The 24,361-nt window shown below is 47.9% G+C and carries 23 protein-coding genes and 1 other annotated feature; of the genes, 19 read left to right on the top strand and 4 right to left on the bottom strand.

Going from position 1 to position 24,361, the window contains the following annotated elements; genetic code table 11:
• Window positions 1–384 precede the first annotated feature (384 nt).
• Window positions 385–1,023: a homoserine/threonine efflux transporter gene (locus HMPREF3091_RS15700; protein WP_004095931.1), complete on the bottom strand. Its 639-nt coding sequence runs from the start codon at window positions 1,021–1,023 to the stop codon at window positions 385–387.
• A gap of 231 nt (window positions 1,024–1,254) precedes the next feature.
• Between HMPREF3091_RS15700 and HMPREF3091_RS15695 the strand changes: the two genes are divergently transcribed.
• The 3 genes from HMPREF3091_RS15695 (at window position 1,255) to HMPREF3091_RS15685 (ending at window position 4,622) form a co-directional block, all read left to right on the top strand.
• A complete protein-coding gene (locus tag HMPREF3091_RS15695; protein ID WP_070716926.1) occupies window positions 1,255–2,148 on the top strand; it encodes a leucine-rich repeat domain-containing protein in 894 nt (297 codons plus the stop codon).
• A gap of 50 nt (window positions 2,149–2,198) precedes the next feature.
• Window positions 2,199–3,020, top strand: a complete 822-nt coding sequence (locus tag HMPREF3091_RS15690; RefSeq protein WP_070716923.1) for an MBL fold metallo-hydrolase — start codon at window positions 2,199–2,201, stop codon at window positions 3,018–3,020.
• 405 nt (window positions 3,021–3,425) lie between these two features.
• Entirely contained in the window at window positions 3,426–4,622 is a 1,197-nt protein-coding gene (locus HMPREF3091_RS15685) for an MFS transporter (protein ID WP_070716922.1), read from the top strand.
• A gap of 37 nt (window positions 4,623–4,659) precedes the next feature.
• On the opposite strand, the gene HMPREF3091_RS15680 is transcribed toward HMPREF3091_RS15685, so the two are convergent.
• Window positions 4,660–5,199 carry a GNAT family N-acetyltransferase gene (locus HMPREF3091_RS15680; RefSeq protein WP_083321443.1) on the bottom strand — a complete coding sequence of 180 codons (540 nt, stop codon included), beginning with the start codon at window positions 5,197–5,199 and terminating at the stop codon, window positions 4,660–4,662.
• A 164-nt stretch (window positions 5,200–5,363) separates the two neighbouring features.
• Between HMPREF3091_RS15680 and rimO the strand changes: the two genes are divergently transcribed.
• Together rimO and HMPREF3091_RS15665 are read left to right on the top strand one after the other, a co-directional pair.
• Window positions 5,364–6,680: a 30S ribosomal protein S12 methylthiotransferase RimO gene (gene rimO, locus HMPREF3091_RS15675; protein ID WP_070716920.1), complete on the top strand. Its 1,317-nt coding sequence runs from the start codon at window positions 5,364–5,366 to the stop codon at window positions 6,678–6,680.
• Window positions 6,681–7,153: 473 nt separating this feature from the next.
• On the top strand, window positions 7,154–7,828 hold the full coding sequence (locus tag HMPREF3091_RS15665; protein ID WP_070716915.1) for a TIGR02117 family protein: 675 nt from the start codon (window positions 7,154–7,156) through the stop codon (window positions 7,826–7,828).
• 293 nt (window positions 7,829–8,121) lie between these two features.
• On the opposite strand, the gene HMPREF3091_RS15660 is transcribed toward HMPREF3091_RS15665, so the two are convergent.
• Window positions 8,122–8,949, bottom strand: a complete 828-nt coding sequence (locus HMPREF3091_RS15660; protein WP_070716912.1) for an SDR family oxidoreductase — start codon at window positions 8,947–8,949, stop codon at window positions 8,122–8,124.
• Between the two features lie 437 nt (window positions 8,950–9,386).
• On the opposite strand from HMPREF3091_RS15660, the gene hisL reads away from it, so the two are divergent.
• From hisL to HMPREF3091_RS15595, 14 genes are all read left to right on the top strand, one after another.
• Window positions 9,387–9,437: a his operon leader peptide gene (gene hisL, locus HMPREF3091_RS22515; protein ID WP_102961614.1), complete on the top strand. Its 51-nt coding sequence runs from the start codon at window positions 9,387–9,389 to the stop codon at window positions 9,435–9,437.
• Window positions 9,413–9,539, top strand: a sequence feature (His leader region). Its footprint overlaps the gene before it by 25 nt.
• Before the next feature lie 83 nt (window positions 9,540–9,622).
• Window positions 9,623–10,522: an ATP phosphoribosyltransferase gene (gene hisG / locus HMPREF3091_RS15655; protein WP_004095958.1), complete on the top strand. Its 900-nt coding sequence runs from the start codon at window positions 9,623–9,625 to the stop codon at window positions 10,520–10,522.
• Window positions 10,523–10,527: 5 nt separating this feature from the next.
• Window positions 10,528–11,880: a histidinol dehydrogenase gene (gene hisD / locus HMPREF3091_RS15650; RefSeq protein WP_070716910.1), complete on the top strand. Its 1,353-nt coding sequence runs from the start codon at window positions 10,528–10,530 to the stop codon at window positions 11,878–11,880.
• Window positions 11,880–12,983 (top strand): histidinol-phosphate transaminase, encoded by a 1,104-nt coding sequence (gene hisC, locus HMPREF3091_RS15645; protein ID WP_070716908.1) that lies wholly within the window; start codon window positions 11,880–11,882, stop codon window positions 12,981–12,983. The genes hisD and hisC overlap by 1 nt, the downstream gene beginning before the upstream one ends.
• On the top strand, window positions 12,980–14,047 hold the full coding sequence (gene hisB, locus HMPREF3091_RS15640; protein ID WP_070716898.1) for a bifunctional histidinol-phosphatase/imidazoleglycerol-phosphate dehydratase HisB: 1,068 nt from the start codon (window positions 12,980–12,982) through the stop codon (window positions 14,045–14,047). Before hisC ends, hisB begins: the two co-directional genes overlap by 4 nt.
• Complete coding sequence (gene hisH, locus HMPREF3091_RS15635; protein WP_070716895.1) at window positions 14,044–14,655, top strand: imidazole glycerol phosphate synthase subunit HisH; 612 nt, start codon at window positions 14,044–14,046, stop codon at window positions 14,653–14,655. Before hisB ends, hisH begins: the two co-directional genes overlap by 4 nt.
• Before the next feature lie 14 nt (window positions 14,656–14,669).
• Window positions 14,670–15,407 (top strand): 1-(5-phosphoribosyl)-5-[(5-phosphoribosylamino)methylideneamino]imidazole-4-carboxamide isomerase, encoded by a 738-nt coding sequence (gene hisA / locus HMPREF3091_RS15630; RefSeq protein ID WP_070716892.1) that lies wholly within the window; start codon window positions 14,670–14,672, stop codon window positions 15,405–15,407.
• Window positions 15,389–16,165 (top strand): imidazole glycerol phosphate synthase subunit HisF, encoded by a 777-nt coding sequence (gene hisF, locus HMPREF3091_RS15625; RefSeq protein ID WP_008812935.1) that lies wholly within the window; start codon window positions 15,389–15,391, stop codon window positions 16,163–16,165. Before hisA ends, hisF begins: the two co-directional genes overlap by 19 nt.
• A complete protein-coding gene (gene hisIE, locus HMPREF3091_RS15620; protein ID WP_083321442.1) occupies window positions 16,159–16,788 on the top strand; it encodes a bifunctional phosphoribosyl-AMP cyclohydrolase/phosphoribosyl-ATP diphosphatase HisIE in 630 nt (209 codons plus the stop codon). Before hisF ends, hisIE begins: the two co-directional genes overlap by 7 nt.
• Before the next feature lie 355 nt (window positions 16,789–17,143).
• The gene (locus HMPREF3091_RS15615; RefSeq protein ID WP_070716888.1) at window positions 17,144–18,415 is read left to right on the top strand and encodes an MFS transporter; all 1,272 of its coding nucleotides are present in this window, start codon (window positions 17,144–17,146) and stop codon (window positions 18,413–18,415) included.
• 12 nt (window positions 18,416–18,427) lie between these two features.
• Window positions 18,428–19,183, top strand: coding sequence for an oligogalacturonate-specific porin KdgM family protein (locus HMPREF3091_RS15610; RefSeq protein ID WP_070716885.1), 756 nt, complete (start codon window positions 18,428–18,430; stop codon window positions 19,181–19,183).
• 31 nt (window positions 19,184–19,214) lie between these two features.
• Window positions 19,215–20,429 (top strand): alginate lyase family protein, encoded by a 1,215-nt coding sequence (locus HMPREF3091_RS15605; protein WP_070716883.1) that lies wholly within the window; start codon window positions 19,215–19,217, stop codon window positions 20,427–20,429.
• 15 nt (window positions 20,430–20,444) lie between these two features.
• Window positions 20,445–22,475, top strand: coding sequence for a heparinase II/III domain-containing protein (locus HMPREF3091_RS15600; protein WP_070716880.1), 2,031 nt, complete (start codon window positions 20,445–20,447; stop codon window positions 22,473–22,475).
• Between the two features lie 135 nt (window positions 22,476–22,610).
• On the top strand, window positions 22,611–22,877 hold the full coding sequence (locus HMPREF3091_RS15595; RefSeq protein WP_008812933.1) for a DksA/TraR family C4-type zinc finger protein: 267 nt from the start codon (window positions 22,611–22,613) through the stop codon (window positions 22,875–22,877).
• A gap of 31 nt (window positions 22,878–22,908) precedes the next feature.
• On the opposite strand, the gene HMPREF3091_RS15590 is transcribed toward HMPREF3091_RS15595, so the two are convergent.
• Window positions 22,909–24,084, bottom strand: coding sequence for a M20 aminoacylase family protein (locus HMPREF3091_RS15590; protein ID WP_070716876.1), 1,176 nt, complete (start codon window positions 24,082–24,084; stop codon window positions 22,909–22,911).
• Window positions 24,085–24,361: the final 277 nt, after the last annotated feature.

Here is a 24,361-nt window from a genome sequence, read left to right as displayed (position 1 = left end):
GTGTTGTTATGAAACATTTATTTACGTTCCGCTACGTTTTGAAATGGCGGTTTTGGGCTAAATAATGGACATTGTTACGGGTAACTTACTGATTAGGGTAGAAAAGGATCACTAAAAATTTGTTAATTATTTAATGTGATAGATCGCACGAAATGTTGCTTAATTGAACAAAAAACCAGCAATAAAAACTAACAAATTTATATACAAAAACAGAGCTACAAGCGCAGAGATTCGCTAGCGTAAAAAGAAGTAGCTGACCTAGCAATATAGCCGTTAAGTATATTAATCATACATATCTCCCCCAACACCCTGTCACAATATTCACCCAATATCAGCATAGTTGATATCTGAGCAAATACTCCGACAACGGAGTTTATCTTACGATTAGCGGCTTAATTCACGGCTACCTTCATAGATAAGCCGCAGAGCAAATATGCCCACCACTGCGCCGATGATTTTGCTGGCAACGCGCTGAATACGAGAATAGGCACGACGCACCGCAGAGAGAGAGAAAGCCTGACTGAGAAAAATTCGCCACAGAATAGAACTCAAGACAATGCCTAACCACGTCAATAACTTAGCCCAAATAGGGGTATCTGCACTCAGCGTGACGGAAAAAATACTGATGAAAAAAAGCACGGTCTGCGGATTAGAAAGGTCGGTAATCAAACCACGGCGAAAAAACACCGCGCCTTTTCCGGGTATAAGCGTGTGCAATGCGCTAATTTGCACGTCATTTTGATTACGCACGACGCCGTAGGCATACCAAAGCAAATAGAGGCCGCCGGCTATTTTTATAAATGAAAACAGGCTTTCAAACTGAGTCATTAAAGCAACCATACCAAATAGACCCAGACCGGAATAAATAGCGTCTCCCAGAGCAACACCTAAACCAGTACACACCCCGGCTCGACGTCCTGAAGATAAGCTGGTTTGCACCACCACAAAGAGATTTGCGCCGGGATTAAAAAATGTGAGAACAAACAACCCAATGGTGACCCAAATCGCATGCAGTGGTTCCATAGCTCATCTCAACTTTTGCCAAAATTTTATTCATTATGAAAATCTATTCATCACAGCGATGTGCTCTCTATCACTATTTAAACACACGCGTATACACAAAGATCTCATAGCGTCATGAAGAGACTATTTGTTCTTCCACGCCTCAGTTTTAGCCCCTTAACCTTTTCATCTCTTGGCAAACTGGCTAGATTGATGAATTCCCCCTCTGCATGACTTTTTGGGACCGTTTGTATGTTATTACACCAGCGAACAAACTCATCTTCTAGCCAAAGCAACACGCGGTTTCTTAATCTGGATAACCAACAGCTTGAACGGCTCGATGGCATTGAACTCAACACAAACCTGACGGGGCTTAGCGTATATAACAATCAATTAAGCTCATACCCTGAGCAGATTGGAATGCTATCTGAACTTCAGGTGTTCAATATTTCCTGTAATCAGATGGCCAAAATCCCCGACAGCATCGGGCAGCTTAGGGCGTTAGAAATGCTCGATCTCGGGCATAACCGGTTGTCCGAACTGCCGGACACCATGGGAAGACTCACCCAGCTAATTTATCTCTATTTGAGCAATAACTCGCTTACGGACATTCCCGCCACATTTTCTGCCCTGCGGAATTTGCGCTACCTCAACATCACCGATAACCATCTCACGGCGATCCCTAAAGCTGTTTTTGCGATGTCGTCGTTGGAGGAATTACGGTTATACAACAACAAAATATCCATTCTTGCAGAAAAAATTGGCGATCTGAAAAATCTGCAAGAGTTGCATCTGATGAATAACCATTTCAGTCAGTTTCCTGATTCAATCGGACAACTTACCCAGCTTCGGGTACTCGATATCTCAGGAAATAGGATTAAATCTATCCCTGATTCATTTGCTCAATTGAATCACTTGCAGGATCTCAACTTCAGGTTTAACAATCTGTCAGAAGTGCCAGATACGATTGCCGCACTGACTCATCTACAGACGCTGGATTTGCGCGCCAATAATCTGACGTCACTGCCGGAAAGTATTCAAGAGCTAAAAAATCTTAAACGCCTCGATCTACGCTGGAATTCATTTACCACTTATCCAGAACAATTAGCTTCACTCGTAAAACAGGGCTGCCTAATTCACATCTAAAAAGTGCGGCTTAAGCCCGCGGATAAGACAATAAATAGAAGAGAAAACGGATGTCGCTCAACATCACGGTACTGTTAGAAAATAAAAACCATCACCCACAGTTAGACGGCGGCGTAGGATTAAGTTTATTGTTGGACGATGGTGAACAACGCATCTTATTTGATACTGGGCAAGATCAGCGATTTTGTGACAATGCTCGCCGCTTAGGAATTGATTTAGGCACCCTTACTCGCGTCGTGTTATCGCACGGACACTACGATCATTTTGGCGGCCTGCCCTACCTCATTCCTCATACGCCGCATAAGCCCGAAGTCATTTGTCACCCAGACGTATTTCTAACTCGTTACGCGGGAAAATTTGTCGGTTCACGCGCGATAAGACTAAAAAAGATCTCCCCAGAAAATAGCGAAACAGCGCTTAAAACGCATTTTCCTTTTCGCCTTTCACGCGATCCCGTATCGATAGGCAGTCGGTTTATTTTTGCTGGTGAAATTGAGCGCAGCAATAAACACAAAAGTTTCGGCCTCATTGAAAACGAAGATGGCTTCACCACCGACTACGTTAAGGATGATAGCTGTCTCATCTGGCAGGGAAGCCAAGGACTCGTCATTATCGTTGGCTGCTCTCACTCAGGCATCTGCGATATCATCCGTTATGCCAAGCATATTACCGGCATCGATAAGGTCAGCGCCGTCATTGGCGGTCTGCATCTACGCAGTGCAGGCATTCGCGAAATGCTCAGCACCCGTCGCTATTTTCAAGAACAAAATATCGATCTCATCTATGGCTGCCATTGCACGGGAGCGTGGGGGCGCTTATGGCTGCCCAACGCACAGCCGCTGAACACCGGCGATAGCCTGAGTTTGGAATAATCTTTTGGTAACGATGGTTTGCCCAATCCATAAGCCATAGATATAATCCACGCTCAATCTCAGGGGAATTCCTCCCCTATTAGTGAGCTTATTTCATGGTCTGCAGTTACTTCAAAAAGTCCGTCACCAGACGCAGCTCCGCGCAATCGAAAGATGAAGCGTTGTTCGGAGCCTAATCAGCAGCGTATTGCCGCTTAAACTCTTCATCAGCCAGCCGCTTTTTGTCGTTTAATTACGTCGTCTTGTGCTGTCTGAAATCGAGAGTTTGCAAGCTACCTTCCACGCTTTATCTGTGCCCCTTGATGTTGCAAGACATCTGTGACGGATTGTTGAAGTAAACAATCTTTAAGCCGGGTCAACGTTATCCGGCTTTTGAATGGCTTTCTATGAATGAGTATCAACGTTATGACTCCACATTCTTACTGGAAAAAGGACATTACCCTTTTCCTATCTGCTCAAACCATTTCGCTGTTTGGCTCTTCGATCGTGCAGTACGCCATTATCTGGTATATCACGCTGACCACCTCCTCTGGGCTGATGATCACCCTATCCACTCTATGTGGCTTTTTACCACAGCTCATCATCTCTCTGTTTGCTGGCGTGTGGGTTGACCGCTATAACCGCAAGTATGTCAGCATGATTTCGGATGCGGTGATTGCCGTGGTTACGCTGCTGTTAGCGATTTCGTTTATCCTCGGATACAAGCCGTTATGGCTCATTTTTGCGGTATTAGCAGTACGCTCTTTTGGTACGGGAATTCAAACGCCAACGGTTAATTCCATTATTCCTCAGTTGGTTCCCAAAGAGCATTTGATCAGGGTTAACGGAATCAATAGCACATTAAGCTCGCTGAATATGCTGATTGCACCGGCGACAAGCGGCGTTCTCTATGCCTATTTTTCTATCGAGAAAATCTTCTTTGTCGATGTTATCACCGCGGCTATCGCGCTCACGCTGATGTCGATGCTGAAGCTCGCCAGACTTTCCAGCCAAAATCTTGAGGGCAAATCGACAATCAAGGCCATCAGAGAAGGTTTCCACTATTTGAAGGAAAACCCTTTTATCCGCTATCTGATTATCTTTTTGATTGTCATGATGATTCTGATAAGCCCCGCGGCGTTTATGACTCCGTTGATGGTTAGCCGTTCGTTTGGCCCTGAGGCCTGGCGTTTGGCTATCAATGAGATGGCATTTAGTAGCGGAGCCATCGTGGGCGGCATACTGATTGCTATGTGGGGCGGATTCAACAGTCGCTTGCGTACCACCCTGTTGGCGGGCGGAGCCTACGGCTTTTTCATGATTGCGCTCGGCTGCGCACCGGTATTTGCCATTTATCTGGCCTTTAATTTTCTGATTGGCATTACCATGCCGTGCTTTAACGCACCTATCACCGCGTTATTACAGGAAAAGGTTGACCCTACTATGCATGGCCGAATTTTCAGCTTGGTACAGGTGGCTAACTGCTGCGCACTGCCGCTAGGGATGGTGCTGTTTGGTCCACTGGCCGATCATTTCCGCATTGAGCATTTACTCGTGATGGCCGGTATCTTGGTACTTCTGCTTTGCGCTCAGCTATTTGTTAAAAGAACATTGGCTGCGTAATAGCGTTTATAAAAAAGTTCATCCCAATAGCAGGGGGTCATCCCCTGCTATACTCTTCGGCCAATAAACCGAAGACCCAATCATCATGCCATTTTCCCTGCAGATAATAATTTTTCCTCAGGCAACCTTCCTGCTGAAATCCAGTATTTATCAACAACGCACGCGACGCATTATTTCCAGAAGTGACTACCGCTTTTAGCTTGTGAAAACCGCATTGTGAAAAAGCGAAATCAATGAGCGCACTCAAAGATTCTTGGCCATAGCCTTTGCGCTGAAATTGAGGGGCAATAATGTAGCCAACTTCCGCCATACGGTGTGGCAGCCATTCAGAAACAAACCCCGTCAATCCCACTCGCTGCCCCGTATCTCGCTCAATCATGACTAAGCACAGCCACTGCGGCTGTTCTTTACGCCACTCAGGCAAACGACAATCAAAAGCGGCTCGGATCTGCTGCTCTGTTTGAGCATCAGCAATCAGCGCCATGAGCTGTTCATCGCGATAAAGAGCGCAAAAGAAATCCCAGTCAGACTCTGTGATTTGCCGCATAGTCAGTCTTTGAGTTTCGAGTGTTATCATTTCTGCATCCTTAAAAATCGCCCAATCCGGCGTTATTTATCTCGATGAACGTATGCTTCTTAACATAGCCTAAGCAGCTACCATGATAAAAACTAGAGGCGGGGTACATTCCCGTGTAAAATCGCAGCCGTTTTTATTCTTTGAACATTTTGTGAGCGTAATATATGCAACAACCGCGTATTGGTTTTGTGTCCCTTGGTTGCCCGAAAAATCTGGTGGACTCTGAACGTATTCTGACCGAACTGCGCACCGAAGGTTATGATGTTGTGCCTCGTTACGATGACGCTGAGCTTGTCATCGTAAATACCTGCGGTTTTATCGACAGTGCCGTTCAGGAATCGTTGGAGGCTATCGGTGAAGCTCTCAACGAAAACGGAAAAGTGATTGTTACCGGCTGCTTAGGGGCAAAAGAGAACCAGATCCGCGAAGTTCACCCTAAAGTTCTGGAAATTACTGGCCCGCATAGCTATGAAGCCGTGCTCAAACACGTGCATCAGTACGTGCCTAAGCCAACGCATAATCCTTTCACCAGCTTGGTGCCGGAACAGGGCGTGAAACTTACGCCAAAACATTACGCTTATCTGAAAATATCCGAAGGCTGTAATCACCGCTGCACTTTCTGCATCATTCCATCCATGCGTGGCGATCTCGATAGCCGCCCTATTGGCTCTGTTTTAGATGAAGCCAAACGACTGGTGGATGCCGGAGTGAAAGAGCTGCTGGTCATTTCGCAAGATACCTCAGCCTATGGCGTAGACGTTAAGCACCGCACCGGTTTCTGGAACGGCCAGCCGGTCAAAACCAGCATGATTAGCCTGTGCGAGCAGCTTTCATCGCTTGGCGTGTGGGTTCGTCTGCACTATGTTTACCCGTACCCGCACGTTGATGACGTGATCCCGCTGATGGCGGAAGGAAAAGTGCTTCCGTATTTGGATATTCCACTTCAGCATGCGAGCCCAAAAATCCTTAAGCTGATGAAGCGTCCTGGCGCGGTAGAACGCACCCTGGAACGAATCAAACGCTGGCGTGAAATCTGTCCGCAGCTAACACTGCGCTCAACGTTCATCGTTGGTTTCCCGGGTGAAACCGAGGAAGATTTCCAGATGCTGCTGGATTTCCTGAGCGAAGCCAAACTGGACCGTGTGGGTTGCTTCAAGTTCAGCCCTGTTGAAGGCGCTGCCGCCAACGAACTGGCTGACCAAGTTCCTGAAGAAGTGAAGGAAGAACGATTCCACCGTTTCATGCAGCTTCAACAGCAGATTTCAGCTCAACGTCTGCAGGACAAAGTGGGCCATACGCTACCGGTTATTATTGACGAAGTGGACGACGAAGGTGCCATTGGCCGCAGCATGGCCGATGCTCCAGAGATCGACGGAGTCGTTTACCTGAACGGTGAAACCAAGCTGAAAGTGGGCGATGTGGTTAACGTCACCATTGAAAACGTCGATGAATACGACATGTGGGGCAGCGTTTTAGCCTAGCGTTTCATTGACTGTTTTTTCATAAAAAAACCGTCAAAGGATTTAGGTGGATCGTTTGAACGATCCTCTGATGGATGTAAAGACCCATAATTTTTTATGGGTCTTTTTTATGGGTCTTTTTTATGCGGCTTTTTCAAGCCATTGGCATTGGCCGCAAATGGTTATCTCGCGTTTAAGCAAAACAAAATCTGATGAAAAGCGATTCAAGCCCAGAAATAGCACGCCGTTCAATAATTAATTTATATGAGTACTGATTTATTTTCTGCCCAGATCGATTTTTCATATTTTAATTCAATATAGAACATTAAATAGCTGAAGTTATATTTCATCGATATCTGACTTAACATATTATTTAATGCCACCACAGCACTGAATAGTGGATTTGTTTTCCGCATAGTGATTTACTGCACTGTAAAAACCACCACTGAACATAACCTCGAAACAGCCACGGTTAAATATTGAGATAGCAATAGATGAGAACGTTGTTTCTACTGATTTGTACTTTGTGTCTGTTTGGCTGCTCTGGTATGCCACATGCTATTACACCAACAACAGCGCCCTCGCAAGATACGGGTTCCAATCTGGTTTACATTGTCAATCATGGTTGGCATACCGGAATTATTGTACCGGCAGAAAAAATGAATATATATCTACCGCCATTAACTGAGCGCTTTAAAATAGGCCAATGGTATGAGTTTGGTTGGGGGGATAAAGGTTTTTATCAGGCACAAGAGATCACTACCGGATTAACCTTTCAGGCTATGTTTTGGTCATCTGGAGCCGTGATGCATGTGGTTTCTGTTCCTACTTCGCCAGAGGCTTTTTTTACTGGCAGTGAATTATTTAGCCTTACCCTTACTGATAACGGTTTGAGTAACATGCTCACTTTTATTGCAAATAGCTTTGAACGTGACGAACAGAATAAAATTATCCCATTAAGAAAAGGGATCTATGGTGATAGCCAATTTTATGCAGCAACAGGCCGCTACTACATTCTAAACACCTGCAATAAATGGACGGCAAAAGGATTAAAAAGTGGTGGCTTAAACATATCGCCAACGCTAAAACTCACATCTGGCAGTGTTATGAATTATTTGAAAAATAACATGATAAACCACCAACAGGATAGAGCGGCTTTCGCTAAGTAGATATTTTCATAATAGATTGAATGTAGTGAGTGAATATAATGAGTGAATATAGTGATTGGCAACTTGATTAATCATGGCACGTTTTATTAAATCAGTTGGCGACGTAAGCCGCCGACAACTTTAGCTTGTTTAGCGCAGGCAAATAAAACGGCTCAACGCCTTAGCGCTAACCTGTGGGGGGCTAATACAAATGTATTTCAAATCGCCGCCCCACAATACGCTAGCTACGTGGATCATCTAAACAATCCACCTTCGCCAAATGGCCATTTTGTTAAGCCATCAATCAGAAGAAATCAATTCCACGGCATCAGAGCCGGATTTGAATACTGATATTCAAATCCCAATTCTTTGCTGATTAACGAACCATCGACCAATTTGCCCTGCGATGGTTTTTCCTCTGGTACAAACTGCGGTGGCTCCAAGCCTAAGGAACGCGCTAGCGGTGGATAGAACTCCGCTTTAGTCGGATGAATCGTCGCACACAGATTGTATACATGCCCACCCTGCGGCAATTTCAGCAGCATTTGAATCGCGGCGATAACATCATCCTGATGCACCAAATTCACCCCACTGCTTGCACCTACTACGTCGGTTTTCCCCGCCAGAAATCTTCCCGGATTGCGGCCCGCCCCCACTAATCCAGCCAAACGCAGGATGTCTACCGAGGTATTTGGCAGATCGTGCAACCATGTTTCCAGCTCAGCCAGCGTGCGGCCTGCGCTGGTCGTCGGTTGCAGCTCGCTACGCTCGTTTACCGTACCCACGGCGTCACCATATACCGACGTGGAGCTCAGAAAAATAATGCGCGGCACATTGTGCGCCAGCGCGCTATCAACCAGCAGTTGAACGGCATGAAGATAACGTTCGCCTTCTTCCGGTCTACGGCTTGCGGGAAGCGTAATGACTAACGCATCAGCATCCAGCAACTGTTCTAGATCGTCTTGCTCGCATTCAAGCTCAGGCGTCATCACCAATGGATAACATTCAATTCCGCTCATACGGGCCGCTTCAACGCCATCCGAAGTGGTTTTACTCCCCACCACTCGATAACCACGTCCCAGAAGTGACAAAGCCAGTGGCATCCCCACCCAACCAAGGCCAACTATCGCTACTTTATTCATTGCGGCACCCTCTCGACACCTATGACTTGCGATTCAATCGCAAATAATTCAAGCACAAACTATAGCCCGACCATATAGCACAATTCATCCCCTATCCCCAAAATAATTGTCGTTGCATCAAGGCAGCAAACGCTAACTCTTAAGAGCGATTCCATGAATCGGACGCGCTCAGCACAGCCAGTAAGATGCAACTTCAAGTATGACGGCTATAAGCCACTTTCACGAGATATCGTGCAGTAAAGTACTGTCAGTAATAATCAATCATGCTAGATAAATGAAACAAAAACGAAATATTAAACTTTTTACTGTCGAACTAAGCGGCTAATCAAACAAAAAATAACCGTAAAAAAGGGGTTGCCATCTCCCCGTCATATGGTTTAGGTTAATTTACAGTTAACGCAGACAATAGTGTCTGCCCGCTTATTGGATTACTAAAAATGCTTACTCGCGTTCAGTTCAGCCACCATCATCACCATCATCCTGACTAGTCTGACAGGCCGATGAGTGCTGGAAGACGGTTAACAATCTTCCAGTGGCGCAGAACGCAAAAAGAGAGCCCTCGGAAGATTATCTTCCGAGGGCTTTTTTGTTATCTACGATTTAGCCAACAACTTAGCAAACAGCATTAACTGACATACAACATCACAGAATTCAAAATATTAGGGGAAGTACCATGTTAGACAAAACTCGCTTACGTATCGCCATGCAGAAATCCGGTCGCCTGAGCGAAGACTCGCAAGAACTGCTGGCTCGCTGCGGAATAAAAATCAACCTACAACAACAGCGCCTGATTGCGTTCGCGGAAAACATGCCTATCGATATCCTGCGCGTTCGCGATGACGATATCCCTGGCCTGGTTATGGATGGCGTCGTTGACTTGGGCATTATCGGCGAAAACGTTCTGGAAGAAGAATTGCTAAGCCGTCGCGCTCAGGGGGAAGATCCTCGTTACTTTACCCTACGTCGCTTAGATTTCGGCAGCTGTCGTCTCTCTCTGGCCATGCCGTTAGACGTTCCTTACGACGGCCCGCAGTGTTTGCAAGACTCACGTATCGCCACCTCTTATCCACACCTGCTCAAGCAATATCTCGACAAACAAAATATCCGCTTCAAGTCCTGCCTGCTGAATGGTTCAGTGGAAGTTGCTCCGCGCGCCGGTTTATCTGATGCCATTTGCGATCTGGTTTCCACCGGCGCAACGTTAGAAGCCAACGGATTACGCGAAGTGGAAGTGATTTACCGCTCCAAAGCCTGCCTGATCCAGCGCGATGGCGAAATGCCTGCCGCTAAACAAGAGCTCATCGACAAACTGATGACCCGTATTCAAGGCGTGATTCAGGCGCGCGAATCCAAATACATCATGCTGCACGCGCCCAGCGACAAACTGGAGCAAATCATTCAGCTATTGCCGGGCGCTGAACGCCCAACGCTGCTGCCGCTGGCAGGGGATCAGAACCGCGTAGCGATGCACATGGTGAGTAGCGAAACCCTGTTCTGGGAAACCATGGAAAAATTGAAGTCTCTGGGTGCTAGCTCGATTCTGGTTCTGCCAATTGAAAAAATGATGGAGTAACGGCCATGACTGCTGCTGATAAGAATAATAATTTTAACAACATCACTTTCTGGAGCGAATGCGATGCGCAGCAGCAACAAGCGCTATTGCAACGTCCGGCAGTAAACGCCTCCGACCGCATCAGCGCCAGCGTGGCGGAGATATTACAACAGGTAAAATCTGGCGGCGATGCGGCTCTGCGTGAGTTGAGCGCCAAATTCGATAAGGTCGAAACCAACGCGCTACGCATCAGCATCCGTGATATTGAACAGGCAGCGTCACGTTTAGGCGATGAAATTAAAGATGCCATGCAGCAAGCGGCCAAGAATATTGAGAAATTCCACGTCGCACAAATCCTGCCAGCGGTAGACGTAGAAACGCAGCCAGGCGTTCGCTGCCAGCAAGTCACTCGCCCACTGGCCTCGGTTGGACTGTATATACCGGGAGGAACAGCACCACTGCTTTCTACCGTGTTAATGCTCGGTATTCCCGCCCGTGTCGCAGGCTGTAAGCGTGTGGTTCTGTGTTCACCGCCACCGATCGCCGATGAAATTCTGTTTGCCGCCTCCTTATGCGGAATTACAGAGGTGTTTCAGGTGGGTGGCGCTCAGGCGATCGCCGCACTGGCTTTCGGCAGTGAATCTATTCCTAAAGTCGATAAAATCTTCGGCCCCGGCAATGCCTACGTAACCGAAGCCAAACGTCAGGTTAGCCAACGTATCGACGGTGCGGCGATTGATATGCCCGCGGGGCCATCTGAAGTGTTGGTCATCGCCGATGAGAAAGCCACGCCCGCATTTATCGCGGCTGATTTACTATCGCAGGCTGAACACGGGCCAGACTCGCAGGTTATTTTACTTACGCCAGATTCAGAGATTGCCAAACGTGTCGCTATCGAAGTCGACAATCAGTTGGCAACCCTGTCACGCGCTGACATCGCCCGCCAGGCCTTGGATTCAAGCCGTTTGATTGTCACTTCCTCTCTCGAAGAGTGCATTGAGATCAGTAATCGCTACGGCCCTGAACACCTGATTATCCAAACCCGAGACCCCCGCCAATGGGTGGATAAAATCTCGAGCGCCGGTTCGGTATTTTTAGGCGATTGGTCACCAGAATCTGCCGGTGACTATGCGTCGGGCACCAACCATGTACTGCCGACCTATGGCTACACCGCCACTTATTCAAGCCTAGGCTTGGCTGATTTCCAAAAGCGCATGACCGTTCAACAAATTAGCGCTGAAGGCCTGCTCGGGTTAGCGCCCGTCATTGAAGCGATGGCCGCCGCCGAACTGCTTACCGCCCACAAGAACGCCGTAACCCTGCGCGTTGCCGCTCTGCGCGCGAAAGAGACGACAACCTCACCCCAGGAGAGCATCTGATGAGTTCAAGCATTGAAGAATTAGCCCGCGCCAACGTCCGTGAGTTAATGCCTTATCAGTCCGCTCGTCGTTTGGGGGGAAAAGGCGATGTATGGCTTAATGCCAACGAATATCCCGTTGGAACGCCCTATCAGTTGAGTACCGAGACATTTAACCGTTATCCAGAGTGCCAGCCTAAAGCGGTTATTGAAAACTACGCCTCTTATGCCGGTGTGAATAGCGATCAGGTGTTGGTGAGCCGCGGTGCCGACGAAGGCATCGAATTGCTGATCCGCGCCTTCTGTGAGCCGGGGCAAGACGCCGTTCTATACTGTCCTCCGACGTACGGTATGTATGGCGTCAGCGCTGAAACGTTTGGCATTGAACGCCGCACTATCGCGCTACGTGAAGATTGGCAGCTAGATTTGCCCGCCATTGAAGCAAACTTGGCCGGGGTAAAACTGATCTACGTTTGCAGCCCAAATAACCCAACGGGGAATTTACTCAGTCAAAGCGACCTGCGTCGGCTGTTGACGCTCACCGCGGGCAAAGCCATCGTGGCCGTGGATGAAGCCTATATCGAATTCGCACCACACGCGACAACGGTGCCTTGGCTAGCCGAATTCCCACATATGGTCGTTCTCCGCACGCTGTCCAAGGCCTTTGCGTTAGCGGGTCTACGCTGTGGATTTACGGTCGCTAGCCCTGAAATGATCACGTTATTACTGAAGGTTATTGCCCCCTACCCGCTGTCTACGCCGGTCGCCGATATCGCCGCACAGGCGCTTTCTCCTGAAGGCGTAGCCACGATGCGCCAGCGAGTACAAAGCGTGTTAGAAAACCGCGCCTCGTTGGTGAAAGAATTAACCGAATGCGACTGTGTTGAAGCGGTCTATCCCGGTGAAGGAAACTATTTAATTTTCCGCTGTTCCGCCGCGGCGGCAGTGTTTAAATCACTATGGGATCAGGGCATTATCTTACGCGATCAAAGCAAACAGCCAAGCCTGTCAAACTGCCTGAGAATCACCATTGGCACGCAGGAAGAAAACCGTAAAGTGATCGATGCCCTACACGCATTCTCCGTTACCGTAGCGTCAAAACAACTTAGCCAGGAGGCGATGTGAGCCAGAAGTTTCTTTTTATCGACCGTGACGGCACCTTGATTAGCGAACCGCCGGTCGATTTTCAGGTAGACCGCATGGACAAGCTGGCATTCGAGCCCGCCGTCATTCCAGCCTTGTTGAAGCTACAGCAGGCAGGCTACCGTTTGGTGATGATTACAAATCAGGATGGTCTAGGCACCGCCAGCTTCCCACAGGCTGATTTTGACGGCCCCCATAACCTGATGATGCAAATACTGACGTCGCAGGGAGTGATATTTGACGACGTATTGATTTGCCCACACCTGCCTGCGGATAACTGCACCTGCCGTAAGCCCAAAACCGAGCTAGTGCAATCCTATCTGAATGCCGACGTCATGGATTACGCGGCATCGCGCGTCATCGGCGACCGTGAAACTGATATTCAACTAGCTGAAAACATGGGGATCGCCGGTATTCGCTACAGCGCTGAAACCATGGGCTGGGAGAGAATCGCGGATGATTTGACTAAACGTGACCGCCACGCGCAGGTTAGCCGCGTAACCCGAGAAACCGCGATTGACGTCAATGTTTGGCTCGATCGTGAAGGCGAAAGCCATATTCGCACCGGCGTCGGTTTCTTCGATCATATGCTGGATCAGATCGCGACTCACGGCGGCTTTCGCATGAATATTGACGTGAAAGGCGACCTGTATATCGACGATCACCACACCGTGGAAGACACCGCATTGGCATTAGGCGAAGCGTTGAAAAAAGCACTGGGTGATAAGCGGGGTATTTCGCGCTTCGGTTTTGTTCTGCCTATGGATGAATGTCTGGCTCGCTGCGCATTGGATATTTCCGGCCGTCCATACTTGGTCTATAAAGCCGAGTTCACCCACCAGCGAGTGGGCGATTTGAGCACCGAAATGGTCGAGCACTTTTTCCAATCGCTGGCTTATGCCATGGGGATCACTCTGCATCTGAAAACCAAAGGCAAAAACGATCATCACCGCGTCGAAAGTCTCTTTAAAGTATTTGGCCGCACGCTTCGTCAGGCCATCCGCGTTGAGGGCGACACCCTACCTAGCTCGAAAGGGGTTTTATGATGAATGCCAAAGAGACCAACGTCGTTATTCTGGATACCGGCTGCGCCAATTTATCGTCGGTACAATACGCTATTCAGCGTCTTGGCTATGAGCCTAAAGTCAGCCGTGAGCCCGATGTGGTGCTCACCGCCGATAAGCTATTTCTTCCCGGCGTAGGAACGTCGCAGGCGGCCATGCAGCAGCTACGCGAGCGCAATCTGATTGAGCTCATCAAAGCGTGTACACAGCCGGTACTCGGCATCTGTTTGGGCATGCAATTGCTCGCGAGCCGCAGCGATGAGGGGAATACCGAAACCCTCGGCATTATCGATACCCCCGTTGAAACCATGAAAGATTTCGGTCTGCCTTTACCGCACATGGGGTGGAATCAGGTTTCAGCACTGGCGGGCCATCGCCTATTTAGTGGGCTAGAAGACGGAGCCTATTTTTACTTTGTGCATGGCTATGCTTATCCGATATGTGAGAACACCATCGCGCAAACTCACTACGGCGCGCCGTTCAGTGCCGCGGTACAAAAAGATAATTTCTTTGGCGTGCAATTCCACCCTGAACGCTCCGGCGCTGCCGGTGCCCAGTTGTTAAAAAACTTTTTGGAATTGACCCTTTAAGGAGCGGCACGCTGATGATCATTCCAGCATTAGACTTAATCGACGGCAACGTTGTCCGTTTGCATCAGGGCGATTACGGCCAGCAACGCGACTATGGCAACGATCCATTGCCGCGCTTGCAAGACTACCAACAACAAGGTGGTCAATTGCTCCATTTGGTCGATCTGACCGGTGCCAAAGATCCTGCTGCTCGGCAGATACCGCTACTGCGTAAACTGTTAGCGGGCATCTCGGTTCCCGTACAGGTTGGCGGTGGAATTCGCAGTGCAGAAGACGTGGCGGCCTTAATTGAAGCCGGAGCCTCGCGCGTGGTGGTAGGCTCAACGGCGGTACGTCAGCCAGAAGAGGTGAAACAGTGGTTTCAGCGTTTTGGGGCTGATGCGCTGGTTCTGGCGCTCGATGTCCGCATTGCCGCAGATGGCAGCAAGAATATCGCCGTCAGTGGTTGGCAGGAAGATTCTGGCGTCACCCTTGAACACATCGTCGACGAATTCTTGCCTTATGGCCTGAAACACGTGCTGTGTACCGATATCTCACGCGATGGAACGCTGAGCGGTTCTAACGTCGCGCTCTATCAAGAGATCTGCGCGCGTTACCCACAGGTGGCATTTCAGTCTTCCGGCGGTATCGGTCGCTTAGAGGATATTGCTGCGCTACGCGGCAGCGGCGTCAAAGGGGTTATCGTAGGCCGCGCATTATTAGAAGGGAAATTCACCGTGAAGGAGGCTATCGCATGCTGGCAAAACGCATAATTCCTTGTCTGGACGTTCGTGACGGTCAAGTGGTCAAAGGCGTACAGTTTCGTCATCACGAAATTATCGGCGACATCGTTCCACTTGCTCAGCGCTATGCCCAAGAAGGGGCAGATGAATTGGTATTTTACGATATCACCGCCTCTTCTGATGGGCGCGTGGTCGACAAAAGCTGGGTGTCACGCGTAGCAGAGGTGATCGACATTCCATTCTGCGTAGCCGGAGGCATCAAAAGCGTGGAAGACGCTTCGCAAATTCTCACTTTTGGCGCCGATAAGATCTCGATTAACTCCCCCGCGCTCGCCGATCCTGACTTGATTTCACGCTTAGCCGATCGCTTTGGCGTACAGTGCATCGTGGTGGGCATCGATACTTGGTTTGATGCAGAAACCGACAGCTATCAGGTTTACCAATTTACCGGTGACGAAAAGCGCACTAAAGCCACCACGTGGCAAACCGTCGACTGGGTGCAAGAAGTACAAAAACGCGGCGCGGGCGAAATCGTGTTAAACATGATGAACCAAGACGGCGTGCGTAACGGCTACGATCTTCGCCAGCTCAAACTGATCCGTGAAGTCTGCCATGTGCCACTAATCGCCTCCGGCGGCGCAGGTACGCCTGAACACTTCCTTGCCGCATTCCGCGATGCCGACGTTGATGGCGCACTAGCCGCCTCGGTGTTTCACAAACAAATTATCAATATTGGCGACTTAAAACGTTACCTGTCACAACAAGGTGTGGAGATCCGCTTGTGCTAAAAGAATCGTTTTTATCAGAACAACAAAAAGAACAACTAGACTGGAATAAAGTCGATAATCTGATGCCCGCCATCGTGCAACATGCCATATCTGGCGAAGTATTAATGCTCGGTTATATGACGCCAGAAGCGCTAGACGAAACCAATCGCAGCCGCCACGTCACCTTCTACTCTCGTACCAAACAGCGTTTGTGGACGAAAGGAGAAAGCTCTGGCCACTTCTTGAACGTGGTCAGCATCACGCCTGACTGTGACAACGATACATTGCTGGTGCTCGCAGAGCCACAAGGACCGACCTGCCATAAAGGCACGAGTAGTTGCTTCTCACCAGCCGCCTCCGATTGGGCATTTTTATTCCAGTTAGAGCAACTGCTGGCCGAGCGTAAAAACGCCGATCCTAAGAGCTCCTACACCGCCAGCCTCTACGCCAGCGGAACCAAACGTATTGCTCAAAAAGTGGGTGAAGAAGGCGTGGAAACAGCGCTGGCGGCTACCGTGCATGACCGCGACGAACTGGTGAACGAAGCCTCTGACCTGATGTACCACCTGATGGTTTTACTGCAAGATCAAGATCTGGACTTAAGCGCGATCATTAATAATCTGCGTAAACGCCACGAAAAATAATATTTAAGTTTAATATCAATACTCAACGTCATCCATTTCTCTTGGGTTGGCGTTGAGAGAATCCCCCCCTTCTCGACAGCGCTTTTTGTAGATTGTTATCTATAGTCATCCCTTTGTTATTAACTCCTTCTCAGAAAAAATTTAATTATTGATTTTTCTTTAATTATTTTACGAACAGACAAGTATTTATCGAAAAAATTAAATTAAACGATCGATAAATAAAATATTTACCCTCATGGTATTCATGAAAAAAATGCAACAAGATCAATATATTGATCATTGATCACAATAAACAAAACGCCAAATCTGTTTAAATAAAACACCGTTTCATTTAAACAGATAAGGTGAGAATCGCATGAAAGTAAAAGGATTGCGTTGGTGGATCATTGCTCTCGTTACCGTAGGGACAATCACCAACTATTTATCTCGTAGCGCGCTGGGAATAGCGGCCCCAACCCTCATTAAAGAGCTCGGTATTAGCCAGCAACAATACTCATACGTCGTCAGCGCATTTCAGGCAACCTATGCCCTAGCGGCTCCGTTTGTGGGATATGTCATCGACATGATCGGCGTAAAATGGGGGATCGCCATTTTTGCTATTGGTTGGTCAGTTGCCAATATGGCACATGGAACCGCCGGGGGTTGGCAATCTCTTGCATTTTGGCGTGGAACCATGGGGGTAACTGAATCTTCAGCAAATCCAGCCGGAATGAAGGTGGTGGCAGAATGGTTTCCAGCCAAAGAGCGCGGTTTAGCCTGTGGAATATACAGTATGGGTACCTCGCTAGGGGCGATGCTAGCACCGCCGCTCGTGGTGTGGGCCATTCTGGAATATAACTGGGAAATGTCTTTTATTATCACCGGCGCAGTGGGATTAGTTTGGGTCGCGTTGTGGCTGTTGTTTTATCAATCTCCCGATAAAAACCCGGCGTTAACAGACGAAGAGCGCGTCATCATTGCTGACGGTCAAATTAAATCGCCCGAAAAAACCCAACGCGTCAAATTAAAAGATATGCTCAGCAACCGCAATTTGTGGGGCATTTCATTACCACGTTTTATGGCAGATCCTGCGTGGGGAACATTGCACTATTGGATGCCTCTTTATCTGGTGACTGAACGACATCTGGATATGGCTCATGTGGCTATGTTTACGTGGCTCCCCTTCTTGACCTCAGATTTAGGCTGTATTTTCTCTGGGATCATGGCGCGCTATTTAAATAATCGCGGCATTGGCATTATCAATTCACGACGCATTACTTACACCTTTGCTGCCTTCCTAATGGTGAGCATGGCGTTTGTCTGCTACGTCGACAATATTTATTTGGCCGTCGCCCTATTCTGTATTGCCGGTTTCGCACATCAGTGCCTGTCTATTACCGTTATCACGATGTCATCAGATCTGTTTAATAAATCCGAAGTGGCAACTGCCACCGGTTTTGCCGCGCTGAGTGGCGGTACGGGTAATTTTCTGTTCTCTATGTTTTTAGGTGCATCTGTCGCCGTCATTGGCTACAACTTCTTTTTTGTTGGATTAGGCTTCTTCGACCTGATTGGCGCCGCGTTCCTTTGGGGTCTGGTAAAAGAGAAAAAAGCGCAAACATCGTCACTTAACACTGCCGTCATATAAGGGAATATAAATATGAAAAAACCAATTATCTCTGCAATCGCTTTAATGATTGCAGCGGCGCCACTCGTCAGTCATGCGCTCAGCTTCGATGTTCGAGGGGGATATAAAGCAGGCAGCCATAGCTATGAATCACGTTTTAAAGTTAGCCAAAGCTGGAGTAATGGCTGGTGGGCTAGCATGGAAACCGATAATAAAAATAATAAGAATAACGGTAAAGGGGCTAACGGTGCAGATAAAAGTGATAGTTCCCACTCGTTAGGGGATATTACCTCAGACTATAATGAAATCGAAACTAACTACACCTACCCACTCACGGATAAATGGAGTATTCAGCCCGGAGGGATTTTGCATTGGAGTAGTAAAGGTACCCAGCTAAGACCCTATTTCAGGGTTAATTATAAAATAACCCCAGCGCTGAGTACCAGTTTGAGATATCGCTATGATTACAATGATTATGAGACTGAAAATAACAACGGTGAGTCACATCGCGACAGTGTTAATCGTCTAGATCTTTATATCGGCTATAAAATAAATAAACAATGGAGCGTACTGTATCAAGGAACCGCTTATAAACATGCCAGCGACCAATACGAATATCACAATGGAAAAACTTGGGCAACAGAGAATGCCTTTACTTTGCGCTATAAATGGAATGACTGGTTTAGTCCTTATATCGAATATGATTATTTAGGCAAACAAGGATATTACGACGGCGAGGGAAATATTGCAGAGTCTCGTTATCGGATCGGTATGACATTTACGATGTAACCATTTTTATTTTTAATTAAGGAATTAAATAATGAAAATCAAATTGATTGTCAGCGTTCTCGCCTGCGCGCTATTCAGCAGCGCGACATTAAGCCATGCGGCAGAATCTCGTTATTTTACCTATGCACCGGAAGCGTTAGCCTCCACCAAATCACAGCTTCAGAGCCCTGATTCAGCGCTAAAACCGGCATATGAACAACTGCTCGCCGACGCCGATAAAGCACTGCTTCACCCTAATTATAGCGTGACACAAAAAACGCTTAGCCCTGCGTCTAACAATAAGCACGACTACTACAGTTTCGGCACCTACTGGTGGCCAAACCCAGATACATCAAACCATCTGCCCTATATTCGCCACGATGGGAAAACCAATCCAGATACCAAAACGGATGCTACCGACAGCGAGCGCATGGCGCACTTTGCACAAGATATGAAACGGCTAGGGTTGGCCTATTATTTCACCGGAAAAGTCGCCTACGCGCAGAAAGCGGCCGAACTGGCTACCGCGTGGTTCGTCACCCCAGAGACTAAAATGAACCCAAACTTAGCCTACGCACAGGCGATTCCCGGCATTGTTGATGGCCGCGGGATCGGCATTATTGATAGTCGTGCATTGATTGACGTAATGGACAGTATTGAACTTATTCGTCCCGCCAACACGCTCAGCGAGAAAAACTATCAGTCTATTAAGTCATGGTATAAAAAATTTAACCAGTGGCTGCTCACCAGCGATAACGGATTTGAAGAGAGCAATTGGCATAACAACCATGGGACTTTTTTTGATACGCAGGTCGTAGCCTTCTCATTATTTACCGATCAGCCCGAACTCGCTCGCCGCCAATTGAAAATTGCCGAATTACGCCATCTGGCGGGGCAGATAGATAATAAAGGACTGCTTACGGCTGAAAATGAAAGAACGCGTTCCTGGCATTACACCAACTTCGCGTTATCGGCGTATATGCGTCTGGCTCGTTACGGCGAGCTAACTGGAGTCGACATGTGGCATTTCGATTTAGACGATCACAATCTTCACCAAGCGCTCATCGTTGTTGCTCAGCAGATAGGAAGCCCAACTCAATGGCCATATCCTGAATTGAAATACAATGAAAACGAGGCAGTAGGCAATATTTTAGCGGCAGAAAGAGCTTATCCTGACGCCATATTTAAGGAAAAAGCCGCCTATCTAACTGCTCATGATGCTAAAAATATCAATCTATTAACTGTTGGTGCATCGCTGGTTCCATAAGGGAAAACTGTAACAATGAAGCAATTCAGTACCCATGAACTTGCCACCCTCCGCCAGCGCGCACAGCGCTGGCCTATTTGGCTGGAAGAACTCATTACCGATAACGCCACGGTGTTAAATCATCCGCTTAAGGTCCCCACCAGCGGTATTGCCACCTGGAACCATTACTATTACTGCCCAGATCACGGCGTGAGGCTAAATTGGGATTATCATCATGAGCATCAACATTGCTGCCCAATAGATAACAAAATATTTAGCGGTGAACCCTACGACGGCGCGTGGTGGCGTTGGATGAATGGCTTGAATGCCAAAGCCTGCTACGAGGTCAGTCTGCTATGGAAAATAACGGGAGAATTAACTTATTTTGAGCGTGTGCGCGACCTGTTACTGACGTATGCCACCTATTATCCCGACTATCAAGAACACGGCGGTATTCCTTATAACGCCAACGGCAAAATGAATGCGCAGGCGTTGTGCGAAGCCAATTGTCTGCTCGACTTTGCTCGCGGCTACGATTTTATTGCTGATAAATTATCGGCTGGCGAAAAAGAGTGTATTCAGCAGCAATTATTACAGCCCGGCGCTGAGTTCTTAATGCAGCAAAGGCACGATCAGATTCATAACCACGAAGTTAAAATCAATAGCGCGATTGCCGTCATAGGGCTCCTGCTAGACAAAGAGCCCTACCTCAATTTCGCTTTAAATACCCGTTACGGATTACGCTATCAGTTAGAACACGCGCTCATTAACGGGCAACTCTGGTTTGAAGGATCGCTGCATTATCACTTATATGCTTTACAGGGATTTTTTGCCTTCGAAAAAATAGCGAAAGGAACAAAGTACAGTCTATTGGATCTCCCCTATTATCCGCAGATGCTCAACGTTCCCCTGTCGCTGCTGATGCCAAATGGCTGTTTTCCTCGCCTCAATGACTGCGTGTATGGTCAGGAAAAGCTTATCCATTCCGACCTTTACGAGTTTGCTTACAGCTATTATGCAGACCCACTCTATTTGCAGGCTTTAGAAATTATCTACCGTCGCAAAAATCGCATTAATACCGATTTTATGCTGTACGGAAGCGAGCAGAAAGCGCCTGAAAAGAGTGAGCTTTGTTTGTGCAATAACGGTGAATTAGGATTAACGTTATTCCAACAGCCAGAAACACAGAACGCGGTGCTGATAAAACATCTCCCCTACGGTGGCGAACACGATCATAGCGATAGCCTAGGTATCACGATTTTTCATCAGGGAAAGGAGCTGATCAAAGATTTGGGAACTACCGGCTATGGCACCGATTTACATCGGGAGTATTATAAAAAAACCGCTTCGCACAGCACGCTCACTATGAATCTTGCCAATCAGCCTCCGGTCACGACAACGTTCAATGCATTCGCCAACACCAGCGACTATCAATACATCGATGTAACGGCTGATTGGGAAAAAACGGCTGACACACCAGATAGTTTTTATATTGTGAATTGGGATGAACAGGCCTATCGCAACACCGTTTTTAGGCGACGAGTGATGCTTATCGACGATATTGTCATCGATATCACCACGATTAAAAATCCCCATCGGCAATGCGCTGATTTAAACTGGATGCTCAATGGCCAATTAATGCAGCCTTCTGAGTGCAACACCGCGCCGCATGAAAAGATGCTGTGCCATATTAAACCTATGTGGACTCAATCGGGTTCTACGCTACAGCGCACACAGGTCACAACATCGGCAAACCCTGTCTCTATTTATAGCCAAATTATCTCAGAACAAAATGAGGAAAATAATCTGCTCATTGCCAGCAGTGCGCCGGATAATCCTTATACACAAAGTATCAGCCAACTCACCTTGCGCTCGCATGACGCTGATATTACCTGTCTTACCCTATTTGATTTAAACAACCGTCTGACCGGTTTACGTTTTTTACTTCAAGATAAAACTAAAACCGAGCGACTGCTCCTCAGCATGCAACATTCAACTGGGAGTATTGAAATCTTATTTCCCGCTGACAGCAATTCAGCACTTCCCAACATAACGAGGATGCAATAAGCATATGCGACCGCCGAGCAACGGTGCTTGGCGGTCTATTTCTCGGATACCCCGCGCTTACCCTCGTACACTTGATCCCCTCGCCCTCGTCCCCATCTATACTTAATGAGCCTAAAAAATAACCGGAGGTGGAAAATGGCCAGTGGTTGGGCGAATGATGGTGCAGTACAAGATCAGATTGATGCAACGGTTGATGATGCCGTGGCGCGAGCTCGTAGCCAGCTAAGTCACGGTGAAAGTGCGCACTTTTGCGAAGAGTGCGGCGCAGAAATTCCGGAGGCCAGACGACAGGCGCTGCCTGGGGTGCAATTCTGCGTTAATTGTCAGGCTGAAATTGATAAGAAAATGCAGGCCAACAGCGGCTATAACCGCCGCGGCAGTAAAGACAGTCAGTTGAGGTAGACGCATAAATCTACCTCAGCTCATACAAATATCACACCAAATAAGATTGTGTCAGCGCTACCCAATAGGCCGCACCCACGCTGAGGTTGCGGTCGTCAAAATCGTACTGCGGATGATGTAACATCGGCGAATCACCGTTGCCAATGACGCAGTAGCAACCAGGTTTATGTTTGAGCATAAACGCAAAATCTTCACTGCCCATGAACGTATTTGGCATATCGACAACTTTGTCGTTTCCTAATAACGTCACTGCAACCTGCTTAGCAAACGCGGTTTCATGCGGTGTATTCATCAATACCACACCGGCAACGGCGCTTTCTATCTGCGCGGTCACGCCATAGCAGCTAGCCTGTGATTCGGTGATGGTTCGAATGCGTTGTAACACAGTTTTGCGCACGTCTTCATCCGTGGAGCGAATACTCAAACGCAAAACCGCCTGCTGTGGGATCACATTACCCGCGTCCCCCGCTTGGAAAGCGCCCACGCTAACAACCGCCTGATCCTGTGCAGCTATATTACGCGATACAATGGTTTGCAGCGCCATCACCAACGAAGCCCCTGCCACAATCGGGTCGATGCTCTTTTCCGGCGTTGACCCATGACTACCTTTGCCCGTGAGTGTAATGGTCAAACTGTCTACTGCCGCCATCGTGGCACCTTCTTTAAAGGCCATATGCCCTTGCGGGTAACCAGGCATGTTATGCATGCCATACACGGCATCCACTGGGAAGCGAGTAAACAACCCATCATCAATCATCGCCTGAGCTCCGCGCATATCCTCTTCTGAGGGCTGGAAAATCAAACGCACAGTGCCATTAAAACTCGCACCGTCGCTCGCCAGCCACTGCGCAGCGCCTAGCAGCATTGATGTGTGCCCATCGTGACCGCAAGCATGCATTTTTCCTTCGCAGCCGCTTTGGTATTTCACACCGCTAGCTTCATGAATCGGCAATGCATCCATATCGGCGCGCAGCCCGATAGATTTCGAGCCTGAACCTTTAGTCAGGCTCGCAACAATCCCTGTACCGCCAATCCCCGTAGCAACGTCATAGCCCCACTCCTTCAGCAGCTCTGCGACTTTATTCGCGGTACGCGTTTCATGGAAACCCAGTTCAGGATGGGCGTGAAGTTCATGGCGGATTTTTTCTAACTGAGGCTGAGATTGCTGGAGCTGGGAGAGCAGTGTTGCGGAGTCAAAATTCTTCATTGATTCACCCTTCAAGGATTTCATACGGCCAATGTCTTGACCTACCGCTCAAACGACATTCGCAAAATGATGCAGAGGTTTAGCTTAATCAAAACAATATCTATAACGCTCAATGTACCTGCAGAACATCCCATACAGTTAACAAAATGTGTTACCCCATTAAAACAAAGGATTAACAACGTAATCTCAAGATTGAGAAACAAAAGAAAAAGCTGCTATTTCTGTTACTTCTTTATAGGTAATCAATGAGAAAATTTCCTATACTTACCGAGTTTCT

Origin of the sequence: Hafnia sp. HMSC23F03 (genome assembly GCF_001816025.1) — a bacterium.
In the GTDB taxonomy this organism is placed as follows: domain Bacteria; phylum Pseudomonadota; class Gammaproteobacteria; order Enterobacterales; family Enterobacteriaceae; genus Hafnia; species Hafnia paralvei.
This window is presented reverse-complemented; position numbering and strand designations above follow the sequence as displayed.